Source organism: Mycolicibacterium pyrenivorans (genome assembly GCF_025821625.1).
GTDB lineage: Bacteria > Actinomycetota > Actinomycetes > Mycobacteriales > Mycobacteriaceae > Mycobacterium > Mycobacterium pyrenivorans.
Genome location: NZ_JACKSH010000234.1, coordinates 32,195 through 49,906, shown reverse-complemented (window position 1 = coordinate 49,906; position 17,712 = coordinate 32,195). Strand labels below are relative to the sequence as shown.

Sequence of the window (17,712 nt, the reverse complement as noted above, 5' to 3'; positions counted from 1 at the left end):
GGCGCGTCCGAGGGACGGGGCCGCGTTGGGCCTGGGGGGCCGGCGGCCGGACCGGACCGCGGCCACGGCGTCGGCGAACGGCCCGCCGGACTTGTAGCGCATGCCGGGGTTCTTGACGAGGGTGATCTCGATGAGTTCGCGGACGTTGGGCGGCAGGTCGGCGGGCAGCGGGGGAGGGTTCTCCTTGATGTGCTTCATCGCCACGGTCAGCGCGCCGTCGCCGGTGAAGGGCCGCTTGCCCGACACGGACTCGTAGCCGACCACACCCAGGGAGTAGACGTCGCTGGCGGCGGTCGCGTCATGTCCGAGCGCCTGTTCGGGCGCGATGTACTGCGCGGTGCCCATCACCATGCCGGTCTGTGTGACGGGTGCGGCGTCGACGGCCTTGGCGATGCCGAAATCGGTGAGCTTCACCTGCCCGGTGGGGGTGATGAGGATGTTGCCCGGCTTGACGTCGCGGTGCACCAGGCCCGCGGTGTGGGCGACCTGCAGCGCCCTGCCGGTCTGCTCGAGCATGTCCAGCGCGTGCCGTAGCGACAGCCGCCCGGTCCGCTTGATCACCGAGTTCAGGGGCTCCCCGTTGACCAGTTCCATCACCAGGTAGGCGGTGCGACCTTCACCGTCGATGTCGGTCTCGCCGTAGTCGTACACGCCGGCGATACCCGGATGGTTGAGCATCGCGACCGTGCGCGCCTCGGCGCGGAACCGCTCGACGAACTCGGGGTCGGTCGAATACTCGGCCTTGAGCACCTTGATCGCGACGCGGCGACCCAGCCGGGAGTCGACTCCCTCCCAGACCTGGCCCATGCCGCCGGTGGCGATCAGACGCTGCAGGCGATAACGGCCGGACAGCGTCACTCCGACGCGGGCGCTCACGAGGCCTCCCGCAGTGCCGCGGCGATCGTCGCGCGGCCGATCGGAGCCGCCACCGCGCCACCGGTCGCCGACAGGCGCTCGCCGCCGTTCTCGACAAGCACCGCGACCGCGACCTTCGGTGCCTGAGCGGGCGCAAAAGCGATGTACCAGGCATGCGGCGGCGTGTTACGCGGATCCGTACCGTGCTCCGCAGTGCCGGTCTTGGATGCGATCTGCACGCCGGCGATGGCTCCCTTCTGCTGAGTCACCTGCTCGGCGGCGACCATCAAGTCCGTAAGTGTATCCGCGACCGGCTCGGTGACGGCTCGCCGCTCTTCGACGGGTTCGGTCGTGGCGAGGTTGGCGAGGTCGGGACCCCGCAGGCTGTCGACCAGGTAGGGCCGCATCGTGACCCCCTTGTTCGCGATGGTCGCCGCGATCATCGCGTTCTGCAGGGGCGTCAGCGCCACGTCCTTCTGTCCGATGCTCGACATCCCGAGCGCGGCGTTGTCGGCGATCGGGCCGACCGCCGACTCCACGACCTGCAGCGGAATGGGCGGGGGAAGGATGCCGACCCCGAACGCCTGCGCCGTCGAGCGAAGCCGGTCGGCGCCGGTCTCGATGCCCAGTTCGACGAACGCGGTGTTGCAGGAGTTGGCGAACGCATAACGCAGCGTCGCCGTCGGTCCACCCCCGCACGGGGTGCCACCGAAGTTCTCCAACGTCGCGGTGCTGTCGGGAAGCGGGATCTGCGCCCGCGCCGTCAGTTCGGTGTCCGGGGTGGCTCCCGACTGCAGCGCCGCCGCGGTGGTGAGCACCTTGAAGGTGGAGCCCGGCGGGTAGGTCTCGGAGATCGCCCGGTTCAGCAGCGGGGAGTCGGGATCGTCCCGCAGCTGCGCCCAGGCGGCCGCCTGCTCGGAGATGTCGTGAGTCGCCAACAGGTTCGGATCGTAGGACGGCGACGACACCATCGCCAGGATCTTGCCGGTCGACGGCTCCAGGGCGACGACAGCACCCCGGCAGGGCCCGTCACAGCCGTCCTGCATGGCGTCCCAGGCGGCCTGCTGTACCTGCGGATTGATCGTGGTGTCGACGTTGCCGCCGCGAGGGTCGCGGCCGGTGAAGAAGTCGGCGAGCCGGCGGCCGAACAGCCGTTGGTCGGAGCCGTTGAGGATGGTGTCCTCGGCGCGCTCCAGGCCGGTGCTCGAGTAGCTCAGCGAGTAGAAGCCGGTGACCGGCGCGTACGTCAGCGGGTTGGGGTAGACCCGCAGGAACCGGTACCGGCCCTCCGTCGACACCGAATAGGCCAGCAGCTGCCCGCCCGCCGAGATCTGGCCGCGCTGGCGGGCGTATTCGTCGAGCAGCACCCGCTGGTTGCGGGGATCCGAACGTAGGCCGTCGGCGGTGAACACCTGGGTCAGGGTGGCGTTCGCGAGCAGCAGCACGACCAGGGCCATGATCATGACGGAGATGCGGCGCAGCGAGGTGTTCATACCTTTCCGATCACCTCGGTGCTGGCTGCCGCGATGGGACCGGCCGGGAGCGGCGCGGCACCGATGGGCCGGCGGGCGGAGTGCGAGATCCGGACCAGGATGGCCAGCAGCAGGTAATTCGCCACCAGCGACGAGCCGCCGTAGGACATCCACGGCGTGGTCAGTCCGGTCAGCGGGATCAGCTTGGTGACACCGCCGACCACGATGAACAACTGGATCGCCAGCGTGGTCGCAAGTCCGGCGGCGAGGAGCTTGCCGAAGCTGTCGCGCACCGCGATCGCGGTCCGCAGGCCGCGAATGATCACGATGGTGTACAGCATGAGAACCGCTGCCAGGCCGACGAGCCCGAGTTCCTCACCGACCGCGGCGATGATGAAGTCGGTGGACGCGGCGGGAATGGTGCCCGGCTGGCCGTTGCCCAACCCGGTGCCGAAGATCCCGCCGGTGGCGAAGCTGAACAGCGACTGCACCATCTGGTAGCCGGCGCCGTCGGGGTCGGCGAACGGATCCCGCCATGTCTGGACCCGGACCCGCACGTGATCGAAAAGGTAGAACGCCGCAATGCTTCCCGCGGCGAACAACGCCAGACCCAGGACCACCCAGCTGAAGCGTTCGGTGGCGATGTACACCATCACCAGGAACGACGCATAGAGCAGCAGTGAGGTGCCCAGATCCTTCTCGAAGATCATCACGCCGATCGAGGCGATCCACGCCGCCAGCAGCGGAGCCAGGTCGCGGGGCCGGGGCAGGTCCATCCCGAGCACGTGCTTCCCGGCGCTGGTGAACAGGCTGCGCTTGGACACCAACACCGCGGCGAAGAAGATCAGGAGCAGGATCTTGGAGAACTCGGCGGGCTGAATCGAGAAGCCCGGCAACTGAATCCAGATCTTGGCACCGTTCTGCTCGGACATCGAACGCGGCAGGAGGGCCGGTATCGCCAACAGAACCAGACCGGCCAGCCCGCAGAGGTAGCCGTACCGGGACAACACTCGGTGATCGCGCAGGAAGATCACCACGAGCGAGAAGCCGACGACACCGACCAGCGTCCACAGCATCTGTTGGTTCGCCGTGCCGCCCAGACCCTGCGAGGTGTTCTCCCCTTCGGCGACGTCGAGGCGGTGAATCATCACCAGCCCCAGGCCGTTCAGCAGCGCCACCACGGGAAGCAGCAGCGGGTCGGCGTAGGGGGTGAAGCGCCGCACCGCCAGGTGCGCACCGATGAACAGGGCGAGATACGCGACGGTGTACTGCGCCAGGTCCCAGCGCAAACCCTGTTCCTGATTGGCCTCGACGAGCAACAGCGCCACCGTGGTGATGACCGCCGCGAAGCCCAGCAACAGCAGCTCTTCGTTACGGCGGTTCGGCAGGGGAGGCGTCACGGCGACCGCTGCCTGCGGCTGGGTCGTCATGACACTTCCCGGCAGTTCGTTCCCGGCTCAGGTGGTGGCGGCGGAAGCGCGGTCACGGTCGGCGACGGCGCCGGTGGGCCGTGAGGCACGGGGGAGCTGGTGACCGTCCTGGGTGTCTCGGGTGCGGGCGCCGGAGCACTGGTACGCGGAACACCGCTCGGCCCTGGGTTTTCCGGCGTCGCGGAGGTTGGCGTCGGGGCGGCGGGCCGGGGCGACGGCGGAGGCGTCGTGGTGGGTCGCACCGTGGGACGCGGTGCGCACACCGGAAGCACCGAGCTGCGGGACAGTTCCTCTATCTGGCTGATGGCTTCGTCGAGCGTGCCCGAAGGGAGACCGGCGATCACCTGCGCGCGCTCGGAGGGGCGCATGTCGTCGACGCCGAGCAGTCGGCAGTCCAGATCGTCGCGGGACTGGGTTGCGCTGATGAGGGAGAGTTCGTTGCGGGTGTTCAAACAGCCGAGGAGATAAGGCTCCTGCAGGGAGAGTCCGAGAAACGAACCCTGGACACCCCGCATGATCGAGACGGTGCCGTCGTGTTCGCTCACGTAGTAGTTGTTGCGCACGATCTCGCGTCCGACGGCCAGGCCGGCGAGCACCACCAGGATCAGCACTGCGGCAGTGATGAACATGCGGCGCCGTGACCGGGGACGCGGCGGCGGTTCTTCGGGTTGGGGCACAACGCGTTTGGCGACGTTCCGTTTCGGGTTGAACGCCGATGCCCGGCCGGCGGCGGTGTTCGGCGGGGCGCTCTGGTCGTCGTCGCCGGAGACCGCACCCGCCAGGATCGGCTGCGTCTGGCCGTAGTCGTAGTCGACGACGTCGGCCACCACCACGGTGACGTTGTCGGGTCCGCCGCCGCGCAGCGCCAACTCGATGAGCCGGTCGGCGCTTTCTGCGACGTCGGAGATCTGCAGCGCCTCCAGGATGGTGTCGTGGCTGACCGGATCGGACAGTCCGTCGGAGCACAGCAGATACCGGTCACCGGCGCGGGCCTCGCGCATGATCAGCGTCGGCTCCACCTCGTGACCGGTCAGCGCGCGCATGATCAGCGAGCGCTGCGGATGGCTGTGCGCCTCCTCGGCGGTGATGCGACCCTCGTCGACCAACGTCTGGACGAACGTGTCGTCCTTGGTGATCTGGGTGAGCTCACCGTCGCGCAACATGTAGCCGCGGGAATCGCCGATGTGCACCAGACCAAGTCGGTTGCCTGCGAACAGGATTGCCGTCAGCGTGGTGCCCATGCCCTCGAGTTCGGGGTCGGCCTCCACGTGCTCGGCGATCGCCGAATTGCCCTCGCGGACCGCGGCGTCGAGCTTGCTGAGCAGGTCCCCGCCGGGCTCGTCGTCGTCGAGGTGGGCCAGGGCGGCGATGACCAGCTGGGAGGCCACCTCTCCGGCTGCGTGGCCGCCCATCCCGTCGGCGAGCGCCAGCAGGCGTGCGCCGGCATAGACGGAGTCCTCGTTGTTGGCGCGGACCAACCCGCGGTCGCTGCGCGCGGCGTATCGAAGTACGAGTGTCACATCGCTCCTCGCGTGCGCGGCGTCACGGGCGCAACTCGATCACCGTCTTGCCGATCCGCACCGGCGTGCCCATCGGAACTCGTACCGCCGTCGTCACCTTCGCCCTGTCGAGGTATGTACCGTTGGTCGATCCTAGGTCCTCTACATACCATTCAGGACCTCGTGGCGAGAGCCTTGCGTGGCGAGTCGAGGCGTAATCGTCGGTGAGCACCAGAGTGGAGTCGTCGGCGCGACCGATCAGCACCGGCTGGGTGCCGAGCGGGATGCGGGTGCCCTTCAGCGCACCGTCGGTGACGACCAGCTGCCGCGGGACGTTCCTGCGGCCACGGTTGGGCAGCAGCGACCCGCGAAGCGGGAGTCCGCGGCGCACCATCACCGAGCCCGTCGGCGCGTAGATGTCGGTGCGCAGAATGCGCAGCACCGACCAGATGAACAGCCACAGCAGCAGCAGGAAACCGACACGGGTCAGCTGCAGTACCAGCCCCTGCATCTGACGTCCTCTCCGTCCCCGTGATACTCCTCGCGCAAGCGCTCGTCGGCGTCATACTCCTCGCGCGAGCGCTCGACCCCGTGATACTCCTCGCGCAAGCGCTCGTCGGCGTCCTTTCGGCACCGCCACCATACTTGGGTGTCGATCGACGTGAGGGTCAAGCAGACCGCTTTTCTCGGAGCGGTCGACCCTCAGTGAACGCGGACGATGATCTCGGAGTGTCCGAGCCGGATGACGTCGCCGTCGGCCAGCTGCCACTCCTGTACGGGAGCGTTGTTCACCGTCGTGCCATTGGTGGAGTTGAGGTCCGACAATAGCGCGACCTGGCCGTCCCAGCGGATCTCCAGGTGCCTGCGGGACACTCCCGTGTCGGGCAACCGGAACTGGGCGTCCTGGCCGCGGCCGATCACGTTGGCGCCCTCACGCAGCTGGTAGGTGCGGCCACTGCCGTCATCCAGCTGCAGGGTGACCGTCGAACCCGCCGAAGGGTAGTCACCCTGGGCTCCGTAACCGGCGGTGCCGTACCCGCCCGCGCCGTAGCCCTGGTCGGCGTACCCCTGGTCGCCGTAGCCCTGATCGGCGTAGCCGGCAGGGGCCTCGCCGTAGCGCCCGTAATCGGGCTGGGCGTAATCCTGCCGACCGTAGGCCTGGCCGCCCTGGGCGCCGTAACCGCCGCCCTGGTCGGGGTAGCCACCGTGATCGGGGTAGCCACCCTGGTCCGGGTAGGACGGACGACCCTGCGGGGGATAGCCACCGTCGTCGGGGCGTCCCGGCGGCCTGCCGTAGTCGTAGTCATTGGGTGGGCCTGCCGGGGGGGCACCGTAGCCGGGCTGCCCACCGGGAGGCGGGCCGTAGCCTGCGGGTGGCTGCCGGTAGCCCTGGTCGGGGTAGCCGCCCTGGGGCTGGGGGCCGTAGCCCGCGGGCGGACGCTGCTCGTAGGACGGCGGCGGGTAACCCTGGTCGGGGTAGCCGCCCTGGTCCGGATAGCCACCCTGATCCGGGTAGCCCCCACGGGGCGGATAGTTGGGCTCACCCTGCGGCGGGTAGCCGCCCTGCTCGGACGGCGGGTGCTGGCCGCGCTGCTCGTCGGGACGGTTGTAGCGGTCGTCCTCGGAGCGGTTGTAGTACTCGTCTGCGGGCCGACCCTGTCCCTGGCCGCGGTAACTCGGATTGTCGGTCATCGGTGGAACTCCTGGTTCTGCGTTGGACGAAAGTTCTCGAGGTGGGGCGGGATCGCCTGTGGTCGAGTCGGGGTTGACCGCACCACGCGCGCGAAACTGTCCGGTGTGCAGGTTGGGCGACTGCTCGAATCTGACAACCACATCACCATACGTTTGCCAACCCTGCTCATGGACGTATCCCTCCAAGTGCTTGGCGAACGTGGTCGAGGTGATGTCCGGATCGGCACTCACCTTGCGGTAATCAGGCACACTGAGGGTAATGACGTAGTCGTTCGGGGCCAAAATGCGGCGGCCCGGGATTTCCCGAGCACCGGAGTCGGCCTCCCGGCGGAGCAGCGACTCCACTTCCTGGGGCACGATCGATCCTCCGAAAACCCTGGCAAATGCGTCGCCGACCGTGTTCTCGAGCTTGCGCTCGAAGCGGTCGACCAAACCCATGTCCCCGTTCGCCTCCCTCGGCTGTGTATCGACATTCCTGCTCACACGGTTACGCCGCCAGCGTGTCGGCTGGCAGCGTTGCTTGGAAGCATGGTATCGGCCATGTCGGTCGATACGGGACCAACAGAACTGTAAGAATCCCATCGTGGCAGCTCACAGCGCTGCGGCGATCGGTTTTGGCGATCGTGGGGGTCCGCCAGTACGTTTGGAACGAGGGGTTGTCTGCGTGATAGGCTCCCTCGGTCATTCGGGCGAGTGGCGGAATGGCAGACGCGCTGGCTTCAGGTGCCAGTGTCCTTCGGGACGTGGGGGTTCAAGTCCCCCTTCGCCCACCACGAGCGGTTCTACGAACTGCGACGACAAAGGTCACGAACCAGGAATGGGTCGTGACCTTTGTGTTTGGTGGGGTTGGGCGACGGTCGTCTCATACGGCGTGGGAACCGCGCCGCTCATCGCATGGGACTGAGTTTCGCGGGCCCGGATCTGTCAGTGCCTGTTGCGATGATGGGGTCATGTCTTCGTCCGCAGCCTCATTGGCCGCTGGGGTGCGTCCTGACCAGCGTCTTGAGGTGTTGTTCGAGGAGTTGGCGGAGTTGGCCGGTCAGCGCAATGCGATCGACGGGCGGATNTCATTGGCCGCTGGGGTGCGTCCTGACCAGCGTCTTGAGGTGTTGTTCGAGGAGTTGGCGGAGTTGGCCGGTCAGCGCAATGCGATCGACGGGCGGATCGTGGAGATCGCCGCCGAGATGGAGCGCGACGAACTGTGCGGCGCCACCGGGGCGCGGTCGATCGCGGCGCTGCTGGCNTGGAAAACCGGCACCTCGCCGAACAACGCCCAGACGGTCGTCACCGTCGCGCGGCGCCTCGAACAGTTCCCCCGCTGCGTGGCCGGTTTGCGGGANGGCCGGCTGTCNCTGGATCAGGTCGGGGTGATCGCCGAGCTGGCGGGCGAGGGATCCGACGCCCACTACGCCGAACTCGCCGAAAGTGCGACGGTCGCCCAGTTGCGCACCGCGGTCAAACTCGAACCCCGACCCGACCCCGACCCCAAGCCGCCATCACCGCCGTCGATCACCAAGACCAGCGACGATCAGCACACCACCTTCCGGATCCGGCTGCCGCACGACGACGCGGCGAAGGTCGACGCCGCCCTGCAGTCTCATCACGATGCGCTGATCACCGAGTGGAAACACGACCACCACCCCGACGGTGATCGGGTATCCGATCAGGCACCCCCGCTGCCGGGCACCGTCGAGGCGTTCNTGAGCCTGGTCGACGCCGGCTGGGACACCGAGGCCACCCGCCGCCCCCACGGNCAACGCACCACCGTGGTCGTGCACCTCGACATCACGCAGCGCATCGCCGCGCTGCACCTGGGCCCGCTGCTGCCCGATGCCGACCGCCGCTATCTGCTCTGCGACGCCACCTGCGANGTNTGGTTCGAACGCGACGGCCAGCCCATCGGTGCCGGGCGGGCGACCCGAACGGTCGGCCGCCGGCTGCGTCGCGCCCTGGAGCACCGCGACCACAGCTGCGTGGTCCCCGGCTGCGGGGCAACCCGGGGCCTGCACGCCCACCACCTGCAGCACTGGGAAGACGGCGGCCCCACCGAACTGGACAACCTCGCGCTGGTCTGCCCTCACCACCACCGGGCACACCACCGCGGCGTCATCACCATCACCGGACCCGCCCACCACCTCACCGTCACCGACCTCGCGCTGGTCTGCCCTCACCACCACCGGGCACACCACCGCGGCGTCATCACCATCACCGGACCCGCCCACCACCTCACCGTCACCGACAACACCGGTCGAAAACTCAGCGCGGGATCACTGGCCCGCCCACCCACCACACCCCCACCCGCGGTCGCGCCCTACCCCGGGCCCACCGGCGAACGCGCCGACTGGTGGTGGTACACACCCTTCCAACCACAACCACCAGCGACCAACAACTAAGTCGCTCCGTGGGACTGGTCATGTCAGCACTATCCCTACTTACAAACGGCTTGGCGCATAAAGACATTTGTTCGCGCTGCCCGCTGCTACCGCCAGTCGAAAATCAGCAACGGCCGCACCCAAATCCGTGCCGGCGGTACGCACCAAACTGGGCAACCTCGGGCTTCACGACGCGGCGCCTCCCGCCGCTGAACGGCGCGTCTAGAGTGATCTTCCCGGCAGCTCGGACCGCGTGATGCTGGCAGCCTGCCGCCCGGCGCCGTATCGATGCCCAGACGTAGGAGCATCCTCTCGGCGTGGGGAGTTGTCGTTCCTAGCTCTCGGCTCGGTATCGCCGCGCCGCACTGGCCGCGATCCGGGTGATCGGTGCGCACCGACCTCGGCGTCCGGAGCGGACTTGGTCCGAGCTGTCCCGACGCCATCGTCCGCCGCTCGCGACCGGGTTGATGTCCACTTTGTCTGGTGGCGACGAAAGCGCTCGGGGGATTGGCCGGCCTCCTGCGGGTCGTCGACGCTGTGGGCGGCGTCCGCAGGGTCGTCCGACGACGAGGGGTTGCGGTCGTGACGATCGTCGTCCTCCGGTCCCGGCTCGAGTGATCCGGCATCGCCGTCCACTACTTGATCGGCGCTCCCGTCTTCCTCGTGCAGCGCACCGAGGCGGCGCTTCGTCTCTGCCAGGCCCTCGGCGACAGACGCTGCATTCGAGCGCCGCTGATCCGGTCGTGGTGCCAACCTGAACGGCTCCGGCTCATCGGGATACGCGCCCGAGCCGACCGGCCTGTCGTAGCCGGTCTCGATCACCGAGCGCAGGAACGGGTCGAGCGCGACCACCACGTCGGTAGAGACACCGAGCTGACGCAGCGGCATGGTCAACGGCAACTCGCCCACGGGTGCCTCGAGCACCACATCGGTGACGGTGCCGGTGGTGTTCGTCGACACGAGCATTCCCTCTGGCGGGCTGTCGGGGTCGAGGGTCTCGGGGTCTACGCGGTCGACGTCCTTGTAGTAGCCGGCGTGCAAGTAAGCGAAGCCGAGGACGGCGTTCACGTCCGCGACGACATTCACCACATAGTCCGGCGCGTCGGCCACGCCGTCGTACTGCTTGGTCACCTGCACGATATCGGTGTCGGGATCGGTGGTGGTGACACCCTCACCGAAGGAGACCCCGATGATGGGCAGGCGAAACCCCTCGGGGAACCGTGTCAGGATGCCGCCGTCGTTGCGCGACGGGTTGCTGGCCAGAACGAACTGGAGGTTGTCCCCGGCGAACTCGTCGCCTTCCAGCTCGGTAATCGCGGCGGACGCCGCCCCCGCTCCCTGGGAGTATCCCACGATGTGAATCGGGTCGCCGGGCTGAAAGGTCGGGTCGTTCTTGACTTTTCGGACGACTTCGATGGTGTTGGCGGTTCCTTCGCCCTCGGAGTCGTCGTACGTCGGATCACCCCAGCCGGTGAGCACTCCAAGGCTGCGTGGATAGATGACGAAGTTCTCGATGTACTCCGGCACGCTGTAGCCGCCTCTGAACGAGTCGGCCATCCGATAGAACGGAACGCCGTCCTCGCGTCCTCCGAGGATCGGCTTCGACCCATCGACGAAGATGCTGGTAGCCGCCGCCAAGTTGGCAGTGATCAAAGGGCTGCCAATAGGGGGGGCGGCGACTACGACCGCCGCATTCAGAGCCAGACCCCCCGTGAGCCATGTACCCCAGCCTATTTCCGACAACTTTCGATGCCTACCCATGTGGTTTGCCACTCCTGTCGCTTGCTGGAGCCCAGGGCGTACTCGACGGCACCGGCGAACGACGGACCCACAGCGGTTCGATGATTTCGGCGTCGAAGTTATGGGCCGTTGAGCACCAAAACCATCCCAGAACTCTGGGGTCTGTCACCGCCGTCTTCGCGCCGTTGATCCTCCTGAAACCACCACTCGGCCAATAACATCGGCACGCCGCGACCGCAGCGAACATCCCCAGACATCTGGGATGGTTGGCCGCGGCCGACAGCGTCACACTGGTTGACAGCCCGCGACGGGCCCGCGCCGAGGTCGTGGCAATGAGCGTGAACCCGCGCCGTCCTGCATACGGGCCGGGCGGCGAAGTACTGATGGGCCGGAAAGGAATTGAAATGCCTCACATCCACGTGCGCACCCGGCATCGATTCGAACGGCTAAGCCGTACAGGCCATGTGGCGAAGCGTTGCGCCGCGATCGTCGGTGTCGGTGTCGCCGTGGCGGTCGCGGTCGCCGGGTGCAGCAGTCTCCCCGATGTGGGCACCGTCAGCTCTCTAGCGACCACTAGGGAGGGGCCGACGCACGAATCCCCTTACCCGCCGATCATCACGGCGCCGGCGGACCACATTCCCAGGTACACCGACATCCGCTCTCCCAGTGGGAACATCGGCTGCCTACTGACCCCGACCGGCGTGGGCTGCAACATCCGCGAGCGCGATTGGTCACCGCCGCCGCGACCCGCGAACTGCAGGCTCGAATACGCCAGGATCGCAGTCAGCCGCGGTGGACCGGCGCACTTCGTCTGTGCCGGCGACACTGTCCTCGACCCAGGGGCCGAACCGCTCGCATACGGCGAGAAGGTCATCGTCGGGGTGATGCGTTGCGAGAGCGCGGAATCGGGGATCACCTGCCGCGATGACGAGTCCGGCCACGGCTTCACGATTTCCCGTGAGTCCTATAATCTCTTCTGAACGGGACTCCTCACAGTTGGTCGGGTTCGCCGCCATGCAGATAGATGCGCGCGATCAACTCGCCCCGGGTGTGTACACCGATCTTGGTGAAGATCGACTTCAGGTGGTCTTGCACCGTGTACTGCGTCAGGTGAAGCCTGCCTGCGATCTCCCGCGTCGGAAGGCCCTGGGCGACGAGTTCTGAGACGCGCCTCTCCGGTTCGGTTAGACCGTAGACCCGTGAGATGAGCGGAAACAGACTGCGAGGTTGCGCTGCCTCGAGAATGACCGCTGCACGTTGGTGCGGGGCCTCACCCAGTAGCGAACCCCGTACCAGCAACCACCGCCCGGCCCGAGTCCGAAGCCGGGCGCTGGCCGCGCTCCCGGTGTCACCACCTGCCGCCAGGCTTCGGGCATGACTCGCGACGGCGTGCACCACGGGCGGCACTGACGCTCCGGTTGCCGCCCCGGAGCCGAGTTCCTCCAACCACTCCCAGGCAGCGGCGTTGGCCAGCTCGATCGAGTTGTCGTCGGCCAGCACAAGGAGACCGGCGTCGGTTCTCGGCCGGTTTTCGGCGGTCGCGTCGATCAGCAGCGACTGGCGTAGCCCGTCGGCAAGTTGGCGGGACATCGCGGCGAGGAATCCGACATCAGAAGGGGTGAACGGCGGCCCATCCGCGCGCAGCAGCGTGATACCGCCCCAGGTGCCGGATCGACTCACCAGCGAGGCGCGCAGCTCATCGCCGTGTATCCCGTTGGGGCCGCGGACTTCGCGGTGACGCACACTGCGTTCGAGTTGGCCCCCGGTGGACGCGTACAGGCTCGCTGCCGGTCGGCGTGAGAGCGCCAGCGCGGCGAACTTGTTGAAATCGTCCTCGCCGACCTCGATCTGCGTCATCCGCTGGAAGGCTTCGACGGGCAGGCCGTTCTCGACGACCTCGCCGGTCTGCAGCAGGGTCGCGGGGTCGAACATCAAGACGCACACGCCATCGAAGCCGACGGCGGGCCGCAATGCACGGGCGGCGGCAAGGGCGAACTCCCCGGCGCCACGGCCTTGGTGAGCCAGACGGGTGATGGCGCGCCGGGCGCGCTCCTGTGCGTGAGATCGCACCGGATCAGCTTACCGCGCCGGTCACCGCGAGCCCCAGTGAATTGACACCGATCAGAGGCCCACGCCGGCCTGGGTGGTGATCCGTGGGTGGGTGACCACCGCGTCGAACGCCGCGCCGACTTCGGTCTCGACGTATCCGCCTTGACTGCGAATGCTGTTGAGCGCCATCGCATCGGAGCAGTTCCGCAGGTTGAGCAGGTATGCGCGGCCTGATGGGTCGATCCCGCCGAGTGCGTGCTCGAGGCTGCCTTCTGGCGGCGGCGGCAGCTTCTGATCGACGACGCGGAACCCGACAGGGCTGTCTGGGTCGGCGACCATGTCGGGCACGTGGTCGTCGGTAGATGTCTGGCCGATCACGCGGTAGTCGTCACCGAGGTGTTGAGCTAGGTAGCGGCCCATCGGCAGGGTGTAGGTGGCGCCAGCGAACGTCACAGGTGTCTTCTGGATGTGGTTGTTGTGCGCGAGGACGATGATCTTCTTGTCGGCGCGATCCAGGTATGCCAGAACGGCGTCGGCCATGAACCGTTCACGGGCACTGCTGTCAAGGTCACGGGCCGCACCGGTCGCCCTTGTGTGAGCAGCCTGCAGCATGTAGGCGGTGGTGAGCGCGGCTTCGGCGAGGAGCAACGCGGTGCGGTGGTCCACCGGGGCGGTCTGGTTCGCGTAATGTGGTTGCAGTGCGCGCATGCGCAACGCCACCTGCGCCAAACCCGAGATGACGGCGTCCTTCTCGTCGAGCGCCAGGCGTGACCAGGCGATCAAGGCGGTGACGCCGGAACCGGCGTCGACGCGGTCGGTGATCGACCGAATCGAGGCCAGCGGCAGATCGGGATCGACCGCGGCGAGGTAGCTCTGCAGGGGTTCGAGCGCCGGTCGAAACGACCCGGCGGCGTTGGGCAGGTCGATGCCGGCGAACTCCAGCGGAAGCGGACGACCTGTGCGCGCCGCCGTCGTGTTGAGGTCGCGCAGGAACCGCATCGTGTCACCGGCGCCCCACTGCACCGCGGCCGGGCTGATCGACGCGAGGTCGCCGACCGCAACGTCACCGCGCAGCCATGGTGCAAGCGCAAGTCCCTCGCCGAGCCCGAATTCCATTGCCACGAGGGCGAACCCGGCCCGTTCATGAAGGAAGCGGATGATCTGATGCCGCAACGTCCAGTATTCGCTGACGAAGTGCGCGCCCTCTCCGAGGGCGACCACCCGTGCGTCGCCGACAACCGGCAGCAGGGGTGTCAACCGCTCCACTGACGCCGCGTCGTCGACGCCGAGATCGCTGACGCGGTCGGGCTCGATGAGGGCGGGCGTTCCCAGTCTGCGGTGCATGCATCACCTTCCCGTCGTGATGAACGTGGGCTCAGCGGACGGCGACGACCACCCGGTGCACGGCATTGCGCCGCCCCGTCATCGGCTGCCGCGCGCCACTGATGGAGGTCGCCCGTGCGGTGAGTTCGATGTCCCCGACGGATCCCGGCGTCCACTCTGCCCAAAACCGTTGCCACTGCGCGGTGTCCGCTTCCTCCAGCTGGGCCTGACGCCACCCGCCGGCACCGTCGTGGACCTCGACTGAGGACACGCCGCCGTCGGCCCACGCCCACCCCCAGATCTCGCCGGTGACTCCGCGGTCGACGGCGGCGCCGTCGGCGGGTGCGACGATCAACGCCTCCGGGGCGATCCCCCACACCGGTGTGGGCGGCCCGACCGGCCGTCCGCCCGCGTCCAACTGCACGTCCTGATACCACCGCGAGGTCAGGGGCCCGGGCGCCCGGCGGTCGGTCAGCGTGATCCGTCGCAGCCACTTGACACTGTTAGTGCCGTAGAACCCGGGAACCACCAGACGCGCCGGAAAGCCGTGTTCGGCGGGCAACGGGGCGCCGTTCAACTCGTAGGCGATCAACACCCCGGCAGGCACGCGTACCAACGGGAGATCCTTGACGTAGGCGTCCACCTCGACACCGCCGAACACCCCGGAATCGGCACCGTAGGACCAGACGTAGGCTGCCTCGGGGCGGGGCCGGCAATCGGCGAGTATGTCTGCCAGGGACGCGCCCGCCCACCGCACGTTCGCCACCCGACGGGTGGGTATCAGCGGGTCGAACGGGCTCCCGCAACACTCGTGGACTGCCGCCACCTCGGTTCTCGGATACGCCGTCAGCGCGTTGAAATCCACGGTGAGCGGACGCTCCACCAGCCCGTCGATCGTCAGCGACCACAGGTCACGGTCCAAGCGTGGAACTCCGAAGTGACACAACACAACCACGTCGCTGGTGGCCGTGTATCGGTCGCGCAGTTCGTGCGGTGCCGGGGGATCCCGCTTGAACGGGCCTGCGGGTTCCATTCTCACCGGGTTCACACCTCCACCGAACACCCGCAGACCGATCCGCCGCAACGGTGGTGCCGGGAAACACCAGAATTCTGGGATCGGCTGCACGGGACAGCCGGACATCGGAGTTTCCTTGACCACCTGACCGGCCATCGTGTCCCCGGCGGACGGCTACGACAGACCGATCGGCCGCAAGCGGGTCGGCACTGTCGTTGGGTGGACGGCTGCGAGCACCAGGCCTGCCCAGTGCTCCGCTCGCGGCCTCCGCAGCCGCCAGGATTCGGCGATCTGCGCCACCATCGGGTGCCTGCCGGTGGCGACCGCCACCTGAGCGCGGGTCCGGGGTCCGCCGTGGCTTCCACCGCGGGTCGGGTAGTCCGGGGCGGCGAACCAGCCGTGGGTCTCGGCCGCGACCATCCGCACCCCGGGTTCGCAGAGCCACGTCCGCTCGACGCCCGGCACGTCAGTCACCCAGCGCTCGTCGCTCGCGTCCGGGCCCAGAACCACCGCTGCTGTTCCCTCGTGGAACACGGTCGCGTCGACACCCCGCGCTGCGGCCAGTCCGGCAAGGTCGATGCGGCGGTCGTCGTGCACCGTCTCCTGGTCGTGATCGGAGGCGATGAGAAGCAGCAACTCGTCCCAGCGCGGCCGGAGCGCGTCGACCAGGGTGGCCAGCGTCGCGTCGGCGGTCCGGTACGCCTCGGCGGCGGCGGGACTCTCGGGCCCGTGCACGTGGCAGGCGGTGTCCGGGCCGTTGAGGTGGACGACGAGCAGATCGGGGCGCCGCTCGGCGGCTGCGAGGGCATGCGGCAGGACCTCCGCGTCGGCGGCGTAGCCGAACTCGTCGCGGACCGCCGCCGGCGGCAGGACGCCATTCGGTGGCCAATGCCGGTCGGCCGTCCGGCCTCTGGCGACGTCGATCAGGTACTGGTCACCGGCAACGAACTCCGACGTGCGCGATGCAGCCCGCTCGAAAATCGTGGTGACCTGAGCTCCTGCGGTCGTCTCGTGGCCGAACAACGGGTTGGCGAAGACCCGGTGCTCGGACGGCGGGCTGCCGGTCATCAGCGTGAGGATGTTCGGGTAGGTCGCCGAACACAGCACAGCCTCGGATCCGTCGGGCCGCCACGCCCCCGACGTGGCAAGAGCGTGCAACGTCGGCATGGTGTCCGGACGGACCCAGCGCGCCCCGACCCCGTCGAGGATGACGAACACCACCGCCGCGCTCACGAGGCGAACACCCGGACGTTCTCCGGGGCGACGGCGACCCCGACGCGCTGACCGTGGGTGAACGCCGCGGCGGTCCGCGACGGCAGGTCGACGTGCACGGTGTCACCGTCCACGGTGAGGTAGACGCGGCTGACGGCGCCCAGGAACACCACCACGTCGACCGTCGCCGCCATGCCCTGCTGCTCGGTGATGCGCACGTCCTCGGGCCGAAACACGGCCAGCGCCTTGCCGTTTGCGGTCTCCGGGGCGGGCACCGCGAACGCTTCACCCCAGCGCACGACACGGTCGGGACCGACGGGCAGCTCGAGTGCGTTTCGCGAACCGACGAAGGTCGCGGCGAACCGGGACGCGGGCCGCTCGTAGATCTCGGCCGGTGCGGCGACCTCGAGGATGCGGCCGCGGTCCATCACCGCCACCCGGTCCGCGACGGCCATCGCCTCGGACTGGTCATGGGTGACGAAAACCGCTGTGGTGCCTACCCGATGCTGGATTCGCCGGATCTCGTCACGCAGATCGCTGCGGATCGCGGCGTCGAGCGCCGCGAGCGGTTCATCGAGCAGCAGCACGTCGGGTTCGGGTGCCAGCGCGCGCGCCAGCGCGACCCGTTGCTGCTGGCCCCCCGAGAGTTGGTTGGGGTAGCGGTCGGCCAGTCCGGGCATGCCGATCAGCTCCAGGAGTTCCTCGACCCGCTTCGCACGCGCCGGTCCCCGCTGTCGCCTGATGGTCAGGGGAAACGAGATATTCTCTGCCACCGACATATTCGGAAACAGCGCATACTGCTGGAACACCATGCCGATGGGCCGCCGCCGGGCCTGCACATGCGTGACGTCGCGGTCGCCGATGCGGATGACTCCACGGTCGACGGGGCTCAGCCCCGCGATGGCCCGCAGCAGCGAGGTCTTCCCGCAGCCCGACGGGCCGAGCAGGGCGACCATCTGGGCGGGCTCGATCTGCAGGGACACGTCGTCCAGGGCGACCGTCGACCCGTAGGTCTTGGTGGCCGATTCGATCCGAACTGCGCTGGGCACGCGG

At 68.2% G+C, this 17,712-nt stretch carries 15 protein-coding genes and 1 tRNA gene; 3 read left to right on the top strand and 13 right to left on the bottom strand.

Annotated elements, in window-relative coordinates; translation table 11 throughout:
• From H7I57_RS25235 to H7I57_RS25205, 7 genes are all read right to left on the bottom strand, one after another.
• Window positions 1-876: serine/threonine-protein kinase (locus tag H7I57_RS25235; protein ID WP_264026880.1), on the bottom strand; the 876-nt coding region annotated here is incomplete at its 3' end.
• A complete protein-coding gene (gene pbpA, locus H7I57_RS25230; RefSeq protein WP_264026878.1) occupies window positions 873-2,348 on the bottom strand; it encodes a D,D-transpeptidase PbpA in 1,476 nt (491 codons plus the stop codon). The genes H7I57_RS25235 and pbpA, both read right to left, overlap by 4 nt.
• Window positions 2,345-3,757: a peptidoglycan glycosyltransferase RodA gene (locus tag H7I57_RS25225; protein ID WP_264026876.1), complete on the bottom strand. Its 1,413-nt coding sequence runs from the start codon at window positions 3,755-3,757 to the stop codon at window positions 2,345-2,347. Before H7I57_RS25225 ends, pbpA begins: the two co-directional genes overlap by 4 nt.
• On the bottom strand, window positions 3,754-5,277 hold the full coding sequence (locus tag H7I57_RS25220; protein ID WP_264026875.1) for a PP2C family protein-serine/threonine phosphatase: 1,524 nt from the start codon (window positions 5,275-5,277) through the stop codon (window positions 3,754-3,756). The genes H7I57_RS25225 and H7I57_RS25220 overlap by 4 nt, the downstream gene beginning before the upstream one ends.
• Window positions 5,278-5,299: 22 nt before the next feature.
• On the bottom strand, window positions 5,300-5,767 hold the full coding sequence (locus H7I57_RS25215; protein ID WP_264026874.1) for an FHA domain-containing protein FhaB/FipA: 468 nt from the start codon (window positions 5,765-5,767) through the stop codon (window positions 5,300-5,302).
• Window positions 5,743-5,928 (bottom strand): hypothetical protein, encoded by a 186-nt coding sequence (locus H7I57_RS25210; protein ID WP_264026872.1) that lies wholly within the window; start codon window positions 5,926-5,928, stop codon window positions 5,743-5,745. The genes H7I57_RS25215 and H7I57_RS25210 overlap by 25 nt, the downstream gene beginning before the upstream one ends.
• A gap of 30 nt (window positions 5,929-5,958) precedes the next feature.
• Window positions 5,959-7,386 (bottom strand): FhaA domain-containing protein, encoded by a 1,428-nt coding sequence (locus tag H7I57_RS25205; RefSeq protein ID WP_264026869.1) that lies wholly within the window; start codon window positions 7,384-7,386, stop codon window positions 5,959-5,961.
• 249 nt (window positions 7,387-7,635) lie between these two features.
• On the opposite strand from H7I57_RS25205, the gene H7I57_RS25200 reads away from it, so the two are divergent.
• Both H7I57_RS25200 and H7I57_RS25195 read left to right on the top strand, forming a co-directional pair.
• Window positions 7,636-7,721 (top strand) — tRNA-Leu (locus H7I57_RS25200).
• 177 nt (window positions 7,722-7,898) lie between these two features.
• Window positions 7,899-9,341, top strand: a complete 1,443-nt coding sequence (locus H7I57_RS25195) for an HNH endonuclease signature motif containing protein (RefSeq protein ID WP_264026868.1) — start codon at window positions 7,899-7,901, stop codon at window positions 9,339-9,341.
• A gap of 201 nt (window positions 9,342-9,542) precedes the next feature.
• Here H7I57_RS25195 and H7I57_RS25190 read toward each other — a convergent pair whose 3' ends face one another.
• Window positions 9,543-10,973, bottom strand: coding sequence for a PE-PPE domain-containing protein (locus H7I57_RS25190; protein WP_264026867.1), 1,431 nt, complete (start codon window positions 10,971-10,973; stop codon window positions 9,543-9,545).
• Window positions 10,974-11,392: 419 nt separating this feature from the next.
• Here H7I57_RS25190 and H7I57_RS25185 point away from each other — a divergent pair, with 419 nt between their 5' ends.
• Complete coding sequence (locus H7I57_RS25185) at window positions 11,393-12,040, top strand: DUF6636 domain-containing protein (RefSeq protein WP_264026865.1); 648 nt, start codon at window positions 11,393-11,395, stop codon at window positions 12,038-12,040.
• A 10-nt stretch (window positions 12,041-12,050) separates the two neighbouring features.
• On the opposite strand, the gene H7I57_RS33595 is transcribed toward H7I57_RS25185, so the two are convergent.
• The 5 genes from H7I57_RS33595 to H7I57_RS25160 form a co-directional block, all read right to left on the bottom strand.
• On the bottom strand, window positions 12,051-13,130 hold the full coding sequence (locus tag H7I57_RS33595) for a helix-turn-helix transcriptional regulator (RefSeq protein WP_264026863.1): 1,080 nt from the start codon (window positions 13,128-13,130) through the stop codon (window positions 12,051-12,053).
• Between the two features lie 51 nt (window positions 13,131-13,181).
• Window positions 13,182-14,453: an erythromycin esterase family protein gene (locus tag H7I57_RS25175; RefSeq protein WP_264026862.1), complete on the bottom strand. Its 1,272-nt coding sequence runs from the start codon at window positions 14,451-14,453 to the stop codon at window positions 13,182-13,184.
• Between the two features lie 31 nt (window positions 14,454-14,484).
• On the bottom strand, window positions 14,485-15,465 hold the full coding sequence (locus H7I57_RS25170; protein WP_264026882.1) for a molybdopterin-dependent oxidoreductase: 981 nt from the start codon (window positions 15,463-15,465) through the stop codon (window positions 14,485-14,487).
• A 156-nt stretch (window positions 15,466-15,621) separates the two neighbouring features.
• Complete coding sequence (locus H7I57_RS25165) at window positions 15,622-16,680, bottom strand: alkaline phosphatase family protein (RefSeq protein WP_264026861.1); 1,059 nt, start codon at window positions 16,678-16,680, stop codon at window positions 15,622-15,624.
• Window positions 16,677-17,708, bottom strand: a complete 1,032-nt coding sequence (locus H7I57_RS25160; RefSeq protein ID WP_264026860.1) for an ABC transporter ATP-binding protein — start codon at window positions 17,706-17,708, stop codon at window positions 16,677-16,679. Before H7I57_RS25160 ends, H7I57_RS25165 begins: the two co-directional genes overlap by 4 nt.
• Window positions 17,709-17,712 lie beyond the last annotated feature (4 nt).